Annotated in this window: 14 protein-coding genes and 1 pseudogene; 7 read left to right on the top strand and 8 right to left on the bottom strand. The window is 54.5% G+C overall.

Annotated elements, in window-relative coordinates; all coding sequences use genetic code 11:
* Window positions 1–38: 38 nt before the first annotated feature.
* Window positions 39–827, bottom strand: a complete 789-nt coding sequence (locus ABF287_RS04595) for an inositol monophosphatase family protein (protein WP_347183838.1) — start codon at window positions 825–827, stop codon at window positions 39–41.
* Window positions 828–935: 108 nt separating this feature from the next.
* Window positions 936–1841 (bottom strand): LysR family transcriptional regulator, encoded by a 906-nt coding sequence (locus ABF287_RS04590; RefSeq protein ID WP_347183837.1) that lies wholly within the window; start codon window positions 1839–1841, stop codon window positions 936–938.
* Window positions 1842–1936: 95 nt separating this feature from the next.
* On the opposite strand from ABF287_RS04590, the gene metF reads away from it, so the two are divergent.
* Window positions 1937–2779 (top strand): methylenetetrahydrofolate reductase [NAD(P)H], encoded by an 843-nt coding sequence (gene metF / locus ABF287_RS04585; RefSeq protein ID WP_347183836.1) that lies wholly within the window; start codon window positions 1937–1939, stop codon window positions 2777–2779.
* Window positions 2780–2847: 68 nt separating this feature from the next.
* Here the strand turns inward: metF and ABF287_RS04580 are convergent, their stop codons facing one another.
* Both ABF287_RS04580 and ABF287_RS04575 read right to left on the bottom strand, forming a co-directional pair.
* Window positions 2848–3891 carry a DUF2235 domain-containing protein gene (locus tag ABF287_RS04580; protein ID WP_347183835.1) on the bottom strand — a complete coding sequence of 348 codons (1044 nt, stop codon included), beginning with the start codon at window positions 3889–3891 and terminating at the stop codon, window positions 2848–2850.
* A gap of 139 nt (window positions 3892–4030) precedes the next feature.
* Window positions 4031–5206, bottom strand: coding sequence for a type III PLP-dependent enzyme (locus tag ABF287_RS04575; RefSeq protein WP_347183834.1), 1176 nt, complete (start codon window positions 5204–5206; stop codon window positions 4031–4033).
* Between the two features lie 289 nt (window positions 5207–5495).
* Here ABF287_RS04575 and ABF287_RS04570 point away from each other — a divergent pair, with 289 nt between their 5' ends.
* Entirely contained in the window at window positions 5496–5927 is a 432-nt protein-coding gene (locus ABF287_RS04570; RefSeq protein WP_347183833.1) for an Lrp/AsnC family transcriptional regulator, read from the top strand.
* Window positions 5928–6118: 191 nt separating this feature from the next.
* On the top strand, window positions 6119–9004 hold the full coding sequence (locus tag ABF287_RS04565; RefSeq protein WP_347183832.1) for a valine--tRNA ligase: 2886 nt from the start codon (window positions 6119–6121) through the stop codon (window positions 9002–9004).
* Between the two features lie 88 nt (window positions 9005–9092).
* On the opposite strand, the gene ABF287_RS04560 is transcribed toward ABF287_RS04565, so the two are convergent.
* Entirely contained in the window at window positions 9093–9266 is a 174-nt protein-coding gene (locus ABF287_RS04560) for a Tat pathway signal protein (protein ID WP_347183831.1), read from the bottom strand.
* 113 nt (window positions 9267–9379) lie between these two features.
* Between ABF287_RS04560 and ABF287_RS04555 the strand changes: the two genes are divergently transcribed.
* Window positions 9380–10483, top strand: coding sequence for a pyridoxal phosphate-dependent aminotransferase (locus ABF287_RS04555; protein ID WP_347183830.1), 1104 nt, complete (start codon window positions 9380–9382; stop codon window positions 10481–10483).
* Here ABF287_RS04555 and ABF287_RS04550 read toward each other — a convergent pair.
* Complete coding sequence (locus ABF287_RS04550; RefSeq protein ID WP_347183829.1) at window positions 10480–11727, bottom strand: aminotransferase class V-fold PLP-dependent enzyme; 1248 nt, start codon at window positions 11725–11727, stop codon at window positions 10480–10482. The genes ABF287_RS04555 and ABF287_RS04550 overlap by 4 nt on opposite strands.
* A 200-nt stretch (window positions 11728–11927) precedes the next feature.
* On the opposite strand from ABF287_RS04550, the gene ABF287_RS04545 reads away from it, so the two are divergent.
* Together ABF287_RS04545 and ABF287_RS04540 are read left to right on the top strand one after the other, a co-directional pair.
* Window positions 11928–12623, top strand: a complete 696-nt coding sequence (locus ABF287_RS04545) for a tyrosine-protein phosphatase (RefSeq protein ID WP_347183828.1) — start codon at window positions 11928–11930, stop codon at window positions 12621–12623.
* Between the two features lie 79 nt (window positions 12624–12702).
* Window positions 12703–14229, top strand: a pseudogene (locus ABF287_RS04540) (ABC transporter ATP-binding protein); the annotation flags it as partial.
* Between the two features lie 241 nt (window positions 14230–14470).
* Here the strand turns inward: ABF287_RS04540 and ABF287_RS04535 are convergent.
* A complete protein-coding gene (locus ABF287_RS04535) occupies window positions 14471–15148 on the bottom strand; it encodes a TIGR04283 family arsenosugar biosynthesis glycosyltransferase (protein WP_347183827.1) in 678 nt (225 codons plus the stop codon).
* Window positions 15149–15227: 79 nt separating this feature from the next.
* On the opposite strand from ABF287_RS04535, the gene ABF287_RS04530 reads away from it, so the two are divergent.
* The gene (locus tag ABF287_RS04530; RefSeq protein WP_347183826.1) at window positions 15228–15974 is read left to right on the top strand and encodes a folate-binding protein; all 747 of its coding nucleotides are present in this window, start codon (window positions 15228–15230) and stop codon (window positions 15972–15974) included.
* Here the strand turns inward: ABF287_RS04530 and ABF287_RS04525 are convergent.
* A partial coding sequence (locus tag ABF287_RS04525) for a DNA-3-methyladenine glycosylase I (RefSeq protein WP_347183825.1) occupies window positions 15958–16476 on the bottom strand: 519 nt, incomplete at its 5' end. The two genes, ABF287_RS04530 and ABF287_RS04525, sit on opposite strands and share 17 nt — an antisense overlap.

The following is a 16476-nucleotide window of genomic DNA, read 5'->3' as shown; positions in this document are numbered from 1 at the left end:
AAATGGCGCGCATTTTGAAATTTCAAAAGATCCGCGCGTTATGCGTTGCGAATTACAGCTGCAAAACGATCAAACATAGCTTCGTTTGCACAGATCACTTCGCCCTCACCCAAAATCGAATTGCCAGGTGTGATTGGCTCAACAAAACCGCCAGCTTCTTTCACCAAAAGGATACCCGCTGCGATTTCCCAAGTTTTTCTGCGACGTTCCCAGTAGCCATCGAAACGGCCTGCTGCGACAAACGCCATATCTAGCGATGCGGCACCCCAGCGGCGCACGCCCGCACAGGCTGGCAAAATACGCGCAAGATCTTTGAGAGTGTCAGGCAAATCGGCCTTGCCGCCATTTGGCAGGCCAGTGGCAAAAAGACCTTCGTTCAATTTGGTGCGGCCAGAGGCGCGAATACGTGTGTCGTTCATCCAAGAGCCTGCGCCCTTTTCAGCCCAGAACAGTTCGCCTTTTGCAGGATCAAACACAACGCAAGAAATCACTTCGCCTTTGTGCTCAAGCGCGATGGACACAGCCCAGTGCGGCAAACCGTGCAAGAAGTTTGTGAGACCATCAAGCGCAGAGACGATCCAACGGCGGGTTGGGTCCGCGCCGTCAACTTCTTTGCCGTCACCGGAGACATAGCCATATGTTGGGCGTGCTTCCATCAGCGCTTCGCGGATAATTTCCTCTGCGCTGATTTCTGCCTTGGCGACAAAGTCGTTGGCCCCTTTCGCGGAGACCTGAAGGTTTTCCACCTCACGAAAGTCTTTGACGAGAGAGCGACCTGCCGCACGTGCGGCTTTGATCATGACGTTTTGGTTTGCACTGCCTAGCATGGGTATCCGGCTCCGAGAATGTTCAAGTGCTGCGTATACGCACAAGGACCCGCGCTGCCAAGGGCTTGCGGGTCAGTTTTATGGTTAGAAATAGGCAAATTTGCGCCTTTATCCGCGCTGAAGTTTCACAGCTTCGGTTTTGGCGATGCGAATGAGATGCGCCATATAGGGTTTCGAGACATCATCATCACGCACGGCCGCATACAAACGCCGCGTTTTCCCTGTGGCTGTCAGGGGTAAAACCGCATATTCGTCACTGTCGCGGATGTCGCGCATCACCCAATCTGGCAGAACTGCAACGCCGCGATTGGATGCGACCAGCATCATGATCACATCGGTCAATTCCACTTGGCGCACATGTGCGGGGGACACGCCTGCGGGCGTCAGCAGTTCTTTAAACACATCCAAACGGGCGCGATCCATCGGATAGGTGAACAGCGTTTGATCTGCAAAGTCTTCGGCCTCGACATAGGTTTGATCCGCAAGATGGTTTTTGCTGGAGCACACGAACATCGGCGAATAATCGAACAGCGGCACATAGGTGACGCCTGTCGGCACGTCAGGATCAGATGAAATCACCAAATCCACCTGTTCTTTTTCCAGCGCTGTCATCGCGCCAAACGCCAGCCGCAGGCGAATATCCACATCCACATCTGGCCAAGCTTTACGGAATTGATTGAGCACTGGCATCAACCAGTCGAAACAGGCGTGGCATTCAATGGCGATGTGCAAACGCCCCTTGGTGCCATCCTCAATGCCTTTAAATTCGTCCTCAATGGCCTCGATACGGGGCAAGACATCTTCGGCCAAGCGCAACAGTTTCATGCCCGCAGCGGACAGTTTCAAAGGTTTCGAGCGGCGCACAAACAATTCAACGCCCGCTTGATCCTCAAGCCCTTTGACCTGATGCGACAGTGCGGATTGCGTGATGTTCAAACGATCTGCAGCGCGAGCCAAGCCGCCCTCTTCAAAGATCGCTTTTATGGTGCGCAGGTGGCGAAATTCCAAATGCATATGTGAGCGCCATTCATAATGGTGTTGAGAACTATGAATTTGTCTCACATGGCGAGACATGACACAAGGTGCCCAACAACATAAGGACGACTGCTATGACCAAAACGCCAAATATCTCATTCGAATTCTTCCCACCGAAGAATATGGCGGCCACCTTTGGTCTGTTCGAAACTGTGAACGCGTTGCACGATCTCAAACCTGGTTTCGTTTCTGTGACATACGGTGCAGGCGGCACGACACGCACATTGACGCACGAAGCTGTGGAATTGCTGCACAAGAAATTCGGCCTGAACGTGGCGGCGCACCTGACATGTGTGGATGCAACTAAAGAAGAAACGCTGGCCATCGCTGACGCTTATCATGCGGCGGGCGTCTCTGAAATCGTTGCCTTGCGCGGCGATCCCCCGAAAGGCGCAGGCGGCTTTACACCGCACCCAGAAGGATTCGCAAACTCGATTGAGTTGATCGAAGCTCTGTCTAAAACGGGTAAATTCAAGCTGCGCGTTGGCGCCTACCCTGATCCGCACCCAGAAGCGGCTGACGAAAACGCTGATGTGAAATTCCTCAAACGCAAGTTTGACGCTGGCGCAGACAGTGCCATCACGCAGTTCTTTTTCGACCCTGACACGTTTTTCCGCTTTCGCGACCGTGCTGTGGCGGAAGGCATCACAGGTCAAATCCTGCCTGGCATTTTGCCAATCGGCAGCTGGAACGGTGTGAAGAAATTCGCGCAATCCTGCGGCACACCTGTGCCGACGCACCTTGACGAGCTTTATGCAAAAGCAGGCCAAAACGCCGAACAACTGTCCATCGATCTGGCGACAGACATGTGTGAAAAACTGATCGCTGGTGGCGTTGACGATTTACACTTCTACACGCTCAACAAGCCGAACCTGTCAAAAGCCGTGTGTGCTAACTTGGGCGTGACGACTGCTTAAGCGCGACCGAGCCGACCCGATCGGCCAGCAATAATTATGACAACGCGCGTCTGGAAACAGGCGCGCGTTTAGCGTTTTACGGCCGGATGAATAAGCTCAGACGGGTCTGCCCCGACAGTCCGCTGTTTGCGCAGCCAAAAGAACTTGCCCCAGCCTTTGTTCATGCCAATGGAGCGGCCATGCGGGTCTGCCAAATAGCGCATCCGCCACCCGTGCGGAAGTTCAAGCCCCGCTTGCTCGGCCTTATCCAGCATCCATACCAAGGTCGCATTCGACAATTTGCGCTCAGGATTATGCCCCGACAATTGCCCGCCAACATCGCCATGCGAGCCAGGAAACCACATCTGTTGCAGCACCTGATCTGACGCAGGATTGGTTTCAAACATCACCGGATCATAGGCCTTGCGTCGCTCATCATAAGCAAGAACATGATAGGCCCTGAGCGCGCACCGCGGTGGAAGCTTGTCATGGAATTCGTGATAAACCTTTGAAAAACGCCACAAAACGGGAAAGTGCATCCCAACGGCCGCAACCGTATCCCACACCCCAAGCATGTCGATGACAATGTCTTTGTGGCAATGTTTGGCAGAAAACGCAGCCGCCGCGGCACTGCTGGGATCGGATTGATAATGGCGATACCCCGTCACGATATTGCGCACCGTGGCTTCGCTGCCTTTGAGCAACCCAATCCGGTCAATGAACCCCGCTAAAGACCGCACCGCATAGGCACCGCGCGAATACCCAAACAGGAATATTTTGTCACCGGAGCGATACCTTGAAGCGAGTTCGCCATACACTCGTTTGATTTGTTCGTTGATACCGCGCCCTTCGACAACATCCATGGTGTCTTCGAAGCCGTCCCATTGAATGCCCGCTTCGTAATGAAGCAACATATTGGGGCCATCTGCGCCTGACTTTGCCATATCACGACACAATTTAAAGGTCAGTCCCGCGTTGGTCTCGAACCCCTCATCGAGCGATGACAACGTTCCGTCCATAATAATCACGTGCGTGATGGGGCCACGCCCATGCACCGTTTCGGACGAAGTAACTTTTCTTTTAAACTCAAATAGATGCCCCAAACGGGTGAGGACACTATCTTTCTGCTGCACTCTCAAATTCCTTCAACATATCCTGCGCAACCGATTTTGTGGCCGTATCGTAGCCACGCATAAAAACGGCCCCTGCGCCCAAGATGATCGGGCAAAGGGGCCGTGTAAAGCCAATTGATTGTGACTGCGTGACAGCAGATTATGCGTAGAGGACGTCTTGCGCGTAATCAGGCTTCACCAAGCTCTGAACGGTTTCGATGGTGATGTTGCCAAATCCGTTGAACCGCGTCGCTGTTGCGATGGAATAGGCGCCGCAGCCTGCGAAAACCACGTGGTCTTCTTCTTCCATATCCGCTGGGAACCCTAGTTCAGACGGCAGTTTATCAGTGCTGTCACAGGTCGGGCCAAACACAGTGCGCATCACAGGCGCACCTTGGCGGCGGTTGCCAAACGGACCGTAAGCTTCGATGCGGTCGATCACGCCAACCAGATGCAGCTCAGACAGACCGCCATAAATACCGTCGTTCAAAAACACATGCGCGTCGTCGCGGATGGCTTTCACACGGGTGACCAATGCATAGCTTTCCGCCACAAGCGCACGACCCGGCTCACAGATCAACGCAGGACGCGCATCGCCAAAGGCCTCATCTGTGACGCGGTCGATCAAAGCGAAAGTGGCAGAGAGTTGCGGGCGGATGTCATTCAAACGGTGCGATGGAAACCCACCGCCCACATTCAAACGATGGATGTGCACACCCGTCACCTTCGCGATTTCAGCGGCGGTATAGATGTAAGTTTCCCACGCTTTCGGATCAGTGCACTGCGTGCCCGGGTGGAAATTGAGCGACACATCAAAGCCAAGTTGATCCGCGAGCGTCACAAGCTCAATCGCCTTTTCAACAGTCGCGCCAAATTTGGCACCAAAATTGTAGGCCGCACCTTCAACAGGCAATTTAAACCGCACAGCGATTTCAACACCATCCGCAGGCACCAATTGGCCCAGCTTGACCAATTCAGAGTGGCTGTCGACGGAATAGGATTTCACGCCCAGCGCAACGGCATGTTTGATTTCAGAGCGCGAGCGCACTGGATTGTTGTAGTGCAAAGCTGCATTTGGGGCCAAACGCGCGATGGTGTCCATCTCAACAGGAGAGGCCACATCAAAGCCGTTGATGCCGGCTGCAATCAGGTTTTCAAGCACTTCTTCGGACGGATTCGCCTTAACCGCATAGGTCACCATCCCTGGGAATCCGTTCAAGAATTCATGAGCACAGGCCTGAAGCGTTTCAGGCGAAAAGAACATAACCGGATGATCCGGAGAGTGAGTACGAAGAAAGTCCGCAGGCGATGCCCACAGTGTATTAGAGAGCCCCATTAGCGTATCCTCACCAACAGTTGCAGCCACTATCTTACCCGGGATGTCCGGTTGGGAATGCGCTTACGCGTTAATCCAAACCAGGCCAGGTACAAGCGTCACCGCTGCCCTTTGATCCTGAAACAGTAGAGTGTGTATGCATCGTCATTTCACCGAAAAAAAGAGTTAAAACGTACAGAATTGCGGTTAAAATGTAAGGTATTGCGGTTAAATTGATAAGTCACTAGAAGTGACGTGAGGGCAGATCCTTACTGCCGCCAGTTACACCGCCAATTACAAGGGGACGCGCATGGACGATTTAGACCAAAAGATTCTCGCCGCCATGGCCTCTGATTCATCCACCTCCGTGTCACGTTTGGCGCGGCGGTTCAAAGTGGCGCGCTCAACTGTGCAGGCGCGCCTTGAAAAATTGGAAACCAACGGCACCATCGCAGGATACACGATCAAGCTTGGCGATGTCGCCTTGGCACGCAGAATTAAAGCCACGGTTTTGGTCTATTGCGAGGCGCGGGCCTCGGCTGGCGTCGTGGGCAAACTCAAAAACATCCCCGATGTCGAAATGGTCGCGACCTCAACGGGGCGTGTTGATTTGATTGCACAAATCGCTTGCGGCACCACCGAGGACATTGATCAAACCCTGAACGACATCACCGCCGTCACGGGCGTGCAAGATATCGAAAGCCTGATCCACCTCAGTGTGAAATTCGACAGATCGATCTGATCGCAGGGCTGCATTCTGCGCACCGCGGCGCGTCTCATGGGCCGCCAAGCGCCCTCATATTTCCACCGCCCCGCCCATTTCGCACGTATTTGTATGATTTGAGGGCAAAGATCGTCAGGTTTCGCCCTTTCCCTTACCGTGACCGCGCGGTACAAATCGCGCAACAGGAATGACGTATTAGGCGGCCTCACATGACTATGGACAAAACGTTCGACGCGAAAGCGGCAGAAAAGCGGATTTACGACGACTGGGAAAAGGCTGGTGCTTTCAAAGCCGGTGCCAACGCCTCACGCGATGACACTTTCACCATCATGTTGCCACCGCCCAACGTGACAGGCGCTTTGCACGTGGGCCACGCCTTTAACCATACTTTGCAAGACATCATGGTGCGCTGGCACCGGATGCGCGGCTTTGACACGTTGTGGCAGCCTGGCCAAGACCACGCTGGCATCGCGACGCAGTTGCAGGTCGAAAAGAAATTGATGGCCGATGAGGGCAAGAAACGCTCTGATCTGTCACGCGATGATTTCCTGTCCCGCGTGTGGGATTGGAAGGGCCAATACGGCACCACCATCGTTGAGCAAATGAAACGCTTGGGCAATTCCTGCGACTGGTCGCGCAATGCGTTTACCATGTCTGGCGCGCCAAACGCCCCTGCTGGTGAAGAGGGTAATTTCCACGACGCCGTGATCAAAGTCTTTGTCGAGATGCACTCCAAAGGTCTGATCTATCGCGGCAAACGCCTGACCAACTGGGACCCGCACTTTGAGACCGCGATTTCCGATCTCGAAGTGGAGAACATCGAGGTCGCAGGCCACATGTGGCACTTCAAATACAAGCTCGCGGGTGGGGACACCTACGAGTACGTGGAAAAAGACGAAGACGGTAATGTCACTCTGCGCGAAACCCGCGACTACATTTCCATCGCCACCACGCGCCCCGAAACCATGCTCGGCGATGGCGCGGTTGCCGTTCACCCCTCTGATGAACGTTACGCGCCCATCGTGGGTAAAATGGTGCATCTGCCGCTTTGTGATCGTTTGATCCCGATTGTGACAGATGAATACCCTGACAAAGACTTCGGCTCTGGGGCTGTGAAAATCACCGGCGCGCATGATTTCAACGACTACCAAGTCGCGAAACGCTGCAAATTGCCGATGTACCGCTTGATGGACCGCAAGGGCGCGATGCGTGACGATGGCGACAGCTATGAGGCGTGCGTGCATCGTGCGCGTGAGATCGCCACTGGGGTTGAGGCCACCGAGGCCGAGATCGACGCGCTGAACCTTGTGCCGGAAAAATACCGTGGCATGGATCGCTTTGATGCGCGCAAAGCTGTGATTGCTGACATCACCGATGCTGGCTTGGCCGTGATGCACACTGTCACCAAGAAAGTGAAAGACGATGAGGGCGTCGAGACGGAAGTGTCTGAAGTCGTGCCTTTCGTCGAAAACAAACCAGTGATGCAGCCCTTTGGTGATCGTTCCAAAGTGGTGATCGAGCCAATGCTGACGGATCAGTGGTTTGTCGACGCAGAGAAAATCGTCGGGCCTGCACTGGACGCCATTCAAACAGGCAAGACCAAAATCATCCCAGATTCTGGGCGCAAAGTGTACAACCACTGGCTTGAGAACATTGAACCATGGTGTATCTCGCGTCAACTGTGGTGGGGTCACCAGATTCCGGTTTGGTATGACGAAGACGGCACAGAATACTGCGCCACATCCGAAGATGAGGCCGTCAAACTTGCGGGTGGCAAAACACTCACCCGCGACCCTGACGTGCTCGACACATGGTTCTCTTCCGGCCTTTGGCCTATCGGCACGCTGGGCTGGCCTGAGTGGGATGAGAGCACCTCGAAATACTTCTCGACAGACGTGTTGGTCACAGGCCAAGACATTCTGTTCTTCTGGGTTGCCCGCATGATGATGATGCAATTGGCGGTGGTCGACGAAGTGCCGTTCCACACCATCTACCTGCACCAGCTCGTGCGTGACGAGAAGGGCAAGAAGATGTCCAAGACCACGGGCAATGTCATCGACCCTTTGGAAATCATTGACGAATACGGCGCCGATGCGCTGCGGTTCACCAATGCCTCCATGGCCGCCATCGGTGGGGTTTTGAAACTGTCCGAAGACAGCATCAAAGGCTACCGCAACTTTGGCACCAAGCTTTGGAATGCCGCGCGCTTTGCCGAAATGAACCAAGTGTTCGAGGTCTACGACCCATCTGTGATGCCGTCCCCCGAGGCGACCGTGAACAAATGGATCATCGGTGAAACCGCAAAAGTGCGCGCCGAAGTGGACGCCGCAATTGAAGCCTACCGTTTCAACGACGCCGCCAATGCGCTTTACGCCTTTGTGTGGGGCAAATTCTGTGACTGGTACGTGGAGCTTGCGAAACCCTTGTTGTTCGCAGAAGACGAAGCGGTTTTGGCCGAAACACGCCAAACCATGGGCTGGGCGCTTGATCAGGCGCTTATCATGTTGCACCCGTTCATGCCCTTCATCACCGAAGAGCTGTGGGGCACCGTTCAAACAGATCGCGGGCTTTTGGCCGTCACCGATTGGCCGACTTATGGCACTGATTTGGTCGATGCAGATGCAGACCGCGAAATGAACTGGGTGATCAATTTGATCGAACGCATCCGGTCCTCACGCGCCGAAGTGCATGTGCCTGCGGGGCTGAAAATCCCGATGGTGCAGGTTGAATTGGACGCGGCAGGCAAAACAGCTTGGGCCAACAATGAGGCGCTGATCATGAAGCTCGCGCGCGTTGACAGCCTGACTGTCGGCCCCATGCCAAAAGGTGCGATCACCATTCCGGTTGAGGGCGGCACATTCGCGCTGCCACTCGAGGGTGTGATTGATATTGCTGAAGAAAAAGCACGGCTTGAGAAAACCATGCAAAAGCTGGCAAAGGAACTGGGCGGTCTGCGCGGGCGTTTGAAAAACCCGAAATTCGCAGCCTCCGCCCCAGCCGAGGTCGTGGCAGAAGCCCAAGCCAACTTGGCTGCTCGTGAAGATGAAGAGGCTAAATTGCAAGCCGCACTCGCGCGTTTAGCTGAAATTGGCTAGGCTTTTCCAGCTTTAAAAATAACAAACGGGCGCAGAGGAAACTTTGCGCCCGTTTTGTTTGAAAGTGTGCTGCCTGACAAAGATGATATCAGTGCACGATACGATCTATGGCCCGCATCGCGCCTAAGGATTTGTCGTACACAAGCGTCAAAACACGTCGCGCAGGCTGTGTTTTCAGCGCAGCCGCGACTGGCGGCAAGCTGCGCACCGTTGTGGCGGCGACCGCCGTTGCAAGAAATCTACGTCGATTAAGCTGGGTCATATCTGGCCCTCCTATGTCTTACATACAACATATGGTAGCCCTGCTGACCTATTTCAAGAGATGTGCCTTCCAAAGGGTTGCGACCTACGGTCAAATCAGGCACAAAAACCGGCATGACAGATACACGCCTCACTCCGCTTGCCGCCGCCCTACCCTCCACCATTCCCTTCGTTGCACCTGAAACGATGGAAGCAGGCCGAGGCGCCCCGTTTGACGCGCGTCTTGGCGCAAATGAATTGTCCTTTGGCCCCTCGCCCAAAGCAACTGCGGCCATGCAAACCGCCCTAAACGGTATTTGGAAATACGGCATACCAGAGAATGAGCCGCTGCGCTCGGCCTTGGCGGCACGGATCAACGTCGCACCAGAAGCCATCACCATCGGCGAGGGAATCGATGGATTGCTGGGAATTTTGGTACGTCTTTATGTGGGTGCAGGTGATGCGGTGGTGACCTCTGACGGGTCTTACCCGACGTTCAACTACCATGTCGCAGGCGTTGGCGGCGTGCTGCACAAGGTACCCTACAAAGGCGACTTTGAGGACCCCGAGGCATTGATTGCCAAGGCCACAGAGGTCGGCGCAAAACTCGTCTACTTGTCCAATCCGAACAATCCGATGGGCACAGTGCATTCCGCAGATGTGGTTCAAGCCATGATTGACGCCGTGCCAGACGGCTGCCTGATGGTACTGGATGAGGCCTATACCGAATTTGCGGCTGACAGCACCGCGCCAAAGATCGACACAACGAACACCAATGTGATCCGCTTTCGAACCTTTTCAAAGGCTTACGGCCTTGCAGGTGCGCGGATTGGCTACGGCATTTCTGATCCTGAAATCATCAGCGGCTTTGACAAAATTCGCAATCATTTCGGCGTCAATCGCATCGCGCAAGCGGGTGCGTTGGCAGCCCTGCACGACAGCGCCTATCTGTCCGTGACACTTGAAAAGGTCGACCAAGGCCGCGCGCGTATTGCACAAATCGCACGTGACAATAGTCTGACGCCGCTCGCGTCGTCTGCAAACTTCGTCACGATTGATTGCGGGCGCGATGGCGATTTCGCGCGTGCCCTTGTGGCCGCGCTCAATACGCGTGGCGTGTTTGTACGCATGCCAGGCGCCGCCCCCATGGATCGTTGCATTCGCGTATCTGTTGGCTTGCCTGCCGAACTTGATATCTTGGCCGAGCGCCTGCCATTAGCGCTTGGCGATATCAGTTAGGCGCAGCAGCCACCGCCGCTTTTTGCCTCTGGCGTCACGGCTTTGCCAGCAGCTTTGGCCAAAAACGCCGTCGCAGCCGTCACACCGCCGGAGCTGTGCGGAATATCCAATGCGACGAAAGCAGTCTCGATCGCGCCGATAACCCCCAGCACCATTTGCGCATTCAAGTGGCCCATATGGCCGATGCGGAAATAGCCGTGCCAAGCGTCTTCGTCCCAATCAGCCATGCCAAGCGGAATGCCCAAAGTGACACCCATGTGCTCCGTCAACCAATCACGCAAGCGCGTGCCGTCAGGCTCATTGAGGCGCAGCGCGGTCACCGCGTGGGAGCGCAATTTGGGATCTTCAACGTTCAGCTTTAGCGCGCCAGTTTGCCCCCAAACATCAACAGCTGCCCAATAGGCCCCCGCCAGAGCGGCATGGCGCGCATGAACATTGTCCATACCTTCTTCGAGCAACATGTCGACCGCCGTGCGCAAGGCATACAGATGTTGTGTGGGCGGTGTGCCACCGAAAAATTCGTACAAGTGTTCAGGGGCGCTGCGCAGCGTCCAATCCCAATACGGCGTACGCATATTGGCCGACTGGCCCGCTTTCATTGCTTTGTCTGACATCCAAATAAAGCCCATGCCCGCAGGTGTCATAAGCCCCTTTTGCGACGCGGCAATCGCCACATCAACGCCCCAAGCGTCCATTTCAAACGTTTCACATCCCATTGAGGCCACGCAATCCACGGCCAAAAGCGCGGGATGGCCTGCGGCATCCATCGCCTTGCGCACAGCCGCGATATCGTTGCGCAGCGATGTGGCAGTATCAACATGGGTGACAAGAACGGCTTTGATGCAATGGTCTTTATCGGCTCGCAAAGCCTGCTCGATTTTCAGCGGATCAAGGCCGTCCGTTTTGCCGAACTCCAACCGATGAACCGTGGCGCCCAAGCTTTGCGCAACATCGCCCCAGCCGTCGCCGAACACACCTGTTTGACAGACCAAAACCGTGTCACCGCGCGACAGCATATTGGTCAGCGCAGCCTCCCAAATCCCATGCCCGTTGGCAATATACATCGCGACATGATGCTCGGTGCCCGCAATTTTTTTAAGGTCCGGCACCAGCCCATGCGCCAAATCCACCAGCTCGCCCGTATAGATATTCGGCGCAGGGCGATGCATCGCCTGCAAGACAGGATCAGGGATAACCGAGGGGCCAGGAATGGCAAGATAATGACGGCCGTTTGCGAGAGACATATGCATTTCCTAAGATGTAATTTCTTAAGCGGTAGCGAGCCTAGATCGAATGGTCAATTGGCATGGTTAATTTTTCCAATTTGCCGCACAGCAGTATGATCCATCGCCGCAAATGACGCCATATCGGCACGCATTCAGTCGCTTGCGACGGTTCGCGATTAAAGCTACACACGTCGGGCAGGATTTCCAAAAGAGGCATTATGTCCAAGACACTTAAACAACGGTTCAAAGATCTTGAATACGGTCGCGTCGGCTCTTTTGGCAATGATGTATCAACGCCTCGAACACGCCGTTTGGCGTATTGGCACTTTCAGTTGTTCGATCATGCCTTTTTACGTGGGCTTTGGACCAATTTAGCAGAAATTGCACCTGGTGTGTGGCGGTCGAACCAGCCCTCACCAAGAAGGATCGAGACCTACAAAAAGATGGGTATCAAAACGATCCTGTCTCTGCGTGGCAATCCCAACAGCCCGATCAGCTTTATGCTGCTGGAAAAACAAGCCTGCGCAGATCACGGCATTGAGCTTGTAACAACCAGCCTGAGCGCGCGTAGTTTGGCGGACAAGCAAATCTATATTGACCTTTTGGACTTGTTGGACACGCTTGAACCGACGTTTTTGCTGCATTGCAAATCTGGTGCAGATCGCGCTGGATTGGTGTCAGCTCTCTATCTTTTACATGTCAAAGGTGCACCACTGGACGAGGCGCGCAAGCAGCTAAGTTTGCGATTTATGCATCTTAAAAGCACAAAAACCGGTATATTGGACCACCTTTTGAACTGCTACGAAGCAGACATCAAACGTCTTGGGCCGACGCCCATTCGTGCGTGGTTCGAGACGCACTATGACAAAACGGCAATTTCTGAGAGCTTTAGCCCGCTTTGGAAGTACTCATAAGTGCCCTATACTGTTTGACGTGGCTTCGGTCCATTTTGCAGCCATCTCACAGTGCCGTTTCATTACGCTAGGACTATAAATGAGTGACAAAAATCAAAGAGCGCCAAAGTCTACCAAAGTCTTGATGGGCTGGTTTTGGAAAGCGTATTTACGCCAATCAACGCCAACACTGTTTGCCGCCTTCGCCTTCATGGCTGTTGAGGGGGCAATGCTGGGTGCGCTGAGCTATTTGATTAGACCGATGTTTGACACATTTGCGTCTGCGGACAGCGCGTCTTCAATCACCTGGGTTGCCTTTGCCTTGATGGGTGTGTTCATTTTACGCGCGGTGTCGTCATTCGCACAACGTGTCCTGATGACAATTGCGCGCGAACGGACCTCTGCACGCGTGCAAACGGCGCTGGTGCAACACATCTTAACATTGGACGGCCCATTTTTTCACAAATACCCACCAGGGGTTCTGATTGAACGAACACGGGGCGACAGCCAGCTGGTGTCGTCGTTGTGGGGAGATTTATTTACGACTTTGGGGCGCGATATCATTGGCCTTGTGTCATTGCTAGCGGTTGCGATTTACACTGATTGGGTGTGGACGCTAATCGTCTTATGCGCAGCACCTTTGCTGATCTGGCCAATCTCGACACTGCAAAAGCTTGTGCGCCGGACATCATATGATGCGCGTGAAAAATCATCATTGGTTTCGAACCGTTTGGATGAAGTTTTTCATGGCACCACGTCGATCAAATTGTCTGGCACAGAAGCGCGTGAAACAAACCGCTTCAGCTCGGCCATAAATGCATTTGTACGCGCTGAATTGCGCGCTGTGCGTGGCCAAGCCGCGATGCCGTCCTTGGTGGATTTGGTCGCAGGCATCGGGCTATGTGCAGTGCTGTTTTATGGCGGCGGACAAATTATCAATGGCGAGAAAACCATTGGTGAATTCATGTCCTTCTTCACCGCGATTGGCTTGATCATTGACCCAGCCAGACGTTTGGGGATGTCTGCTGGCATTTGGCAACAAGCCATGGCGCCGATTGAACGTCTGCACGAAGTGTTCTTGCAAAAGCCAACCATCGCGGACCCAATCAGCCCTAAGGCGCTGGCGCGTCCCGCATCTAAAGCCGATTTTGAACTGCACGATGTGACGTTTTCCTATACAGATGCGCCGGTTTTGCGCGGCACGACGTTCACCGCGAAAGCCGGCGAAACCACGGCCTTGGTCGGGGCCTCTGGCGCAGGCAAGTCAACGATATTTAGCTTGCTGACACGGCTTGCGGATGCCAAGTCAGGTGAGATCCTGCTGGGCGGTGTGCCAACGACTGACCTCAAGCTGGCGGAACTACGTGGGCTGTTTTCGGTGGTGTCACAAGACGCGCTTTTGTTTGACGAAACCATTCGCGACAACATCACCATGGGCAAGGACGTCACTGAGGCTGAGCTCAAAGCGGCGATGGACGCGGCACATGTGTCTGAATTTGTCGCAGGCTTGGATCAGGGGCTTGAGACCATGGCAGGGCCGCGCGGATCTGCATTGTCAGGTGGACAACGCCAACGCGTTGCCATTGCCCGCGCAGTCTTGCGCGACCGCCCGATTTTGCTTTTGGACGAAGCCACCTCTGCTCTTGATGCGCAATCGGAAAAAGTCGTTCAAAGTGCGCTTGAAAAGCTGTCTCAAGGCCGCACAACCTTGGTCATCGCCCATAGGCTTTCGACCATCAGAAGTGCACACAAGATTGTCGTGATGGATCAAGGGCAAGTGGTCGATCAAGGCACGCATGACGACCTCTTGGCGCGGGGTGGGCTTTATGCCGATCTGTACCGTTTGCAGTATTCTGACGGAAAAACGATCACCGATAGTCGCGGTGTAGCTGCTCAGGGTTCGCCCCAAACCGATATCGTAGCAACCGCCAAAGATTCGTCGCGCCTTGCCAAAGCCAGCCGTTGGCTTGGTAGCGTGACGCGTCTGTTTGGACGCAAAGCGGGCTAAGCGTGATGCGTTTTTTCAGCGCACGGGCAATGGCCACGTCTTCCATCAGCGGCTGATCGGGGTATCCGCCAATTTCGGTGTAAAGCGCGCGCGAGATCAGCAAGGCCTGATCGCCGTAAGGCAACCCCAAGCGTCGCGTGCGCAGATTCGCCCAAGCGCTGGTGAGCTTGCCCATAAAGCCACCGTCGCGAAACGACAGTGAAAACACCAACGCGCTTTGTTCGGATTTGATGTGATCGAGCACCTCATCAGACCAACCCTCAGGCAGCCAAGTGTCCGCATGCAAAAACAGCAACCAATCGCCCTGCGCCAGTTGTTCCCCGCGGATCAGTTGCCCCCCACGGCCTTTCGGCCCCGTGACAAACTCAGCGCCGATGTGTTTGGCAAGCTGTTCGATATCGTCGGTTGATCCGCCATCTGACACGATCAATTCGCGCACAACGCCTGCGTTCAATCCTTCCATGACCCGCGCCAAAGTATCGGGCAATTGAGGTGCCGCATTTAAGGTCGGGATGATGATCGAAATCGGTGCGCGCATTGTGATGCCCCTTTGCAGATCGGCCACTGGTGTCTTTGGGCAAAACACCTATATGATCTGAGCCAACAAAGGAATGTATATGAGCCCCTCATCTCAAGACCGCCAAGTGATCGCCCTTTCAGGGCCAGATCGGATCAAGTTTTTGCAAGGCCTCGTGTCCAATGACGTGAGCAAAATGAACGACCAAGTCGTTTATACAGCGCTTTTGACGCCACAAGGCAAATTTATGGTCGACTTCTTTGTGGTGCCACAGGGCGAGACGCTTTTGATCGATGTGGCAGAAAGCGAGGCCCCTGCTTTGCTCAAACGTCTCACCATGTACAAAATGCGCTCAAAGGTAACGCTTGAGATGACTGAGCTGACTGTCTCGCGCGGCACAGGCGACACGCTTGATGGCGCGTTCACTGACCCACGTCATGCGGCATTGGGCTGGCGTGCCTATGATGGCCGCCCGTCTGAGGATGTGGATTGGGACGCGCTTCGCGTGTTGCACTGCGTGCCAAAGACCGGCGTTGAGCTGACCCCAGATACATATCTACTAGAGGCGGGTTTTGAACGTCTCAACGGCGTTGATTTTCGCAAAGGCTGCTATGTCGGCCAAGAAATCACTGCGCGGATGAAGCACAAGACGGAACTGCGCAAAGGCTTGGTCACCGTAAACATTACTGGCCAAGCGCCCGTCGGCTCCACGCTTAAAACGCAAGACGGCAAAGACGCGGGCACAGTGTTTACCCAATCTGGCAACAAAGCGATTGCCTATTTGCGGTTTGATCGGGCACGCGGGCCTCTCACAGCGGGCGATGCGCAGATCACTTGGGACGGATAAACGCCGCGCGTTGTGCATTACAGGCTGCACGGCAATAGCAATCCGCTGCATGATCGTTGACCAACCCCATGGACTGCATAAACGCATACATCGTCGTCGGGCCTACAAATTTCCAACCGCGCTTTTTCAGGTCTTTGGATAGCGCCACAGACGACGGTGAGGTTGCGGCGGGATATTCGAGCTCGGCCAATTCTTGCACGCTTGGCTCAAACCGCCAGATGTAGGCGGCAAGTGATCCCTCAGCCGCGACCATCTCAAGCGCACGTTGCGCATTGTTGATCGTTGCATTGATCTTACCGCGGTGGCGAATGATGCCAGCGTCTTGCACCAAGCGCTCGACGTCGTCTTCGGTGTATTTCGCAACCTTATGAAAATCGAAATCATCGAATGCAGCACGGAAATTATCGCGCTTGGCCAAAATCGTGCGCCAGCTCAGACCAGATTGAAAACCTTCCAAGCACAGTTTTTCAAACAAGCGCTGATCATCGTCTTGCACAAAGCC

The organism is Pacificibacter sp. (genome assembly GCF_039769035.1).
Classification (GTDB): domain Bacteria; phylum Pseudomonadota; class Alphaproteobacteria; order Rhodobacterales; family Rhodobacteraceae; genus Celeribacter.
The sequence above is the reverse complement of the archived record's forward strand: the minus strand, read 5'-3'. Positions and strand labels throughout refer to the sequence as shown.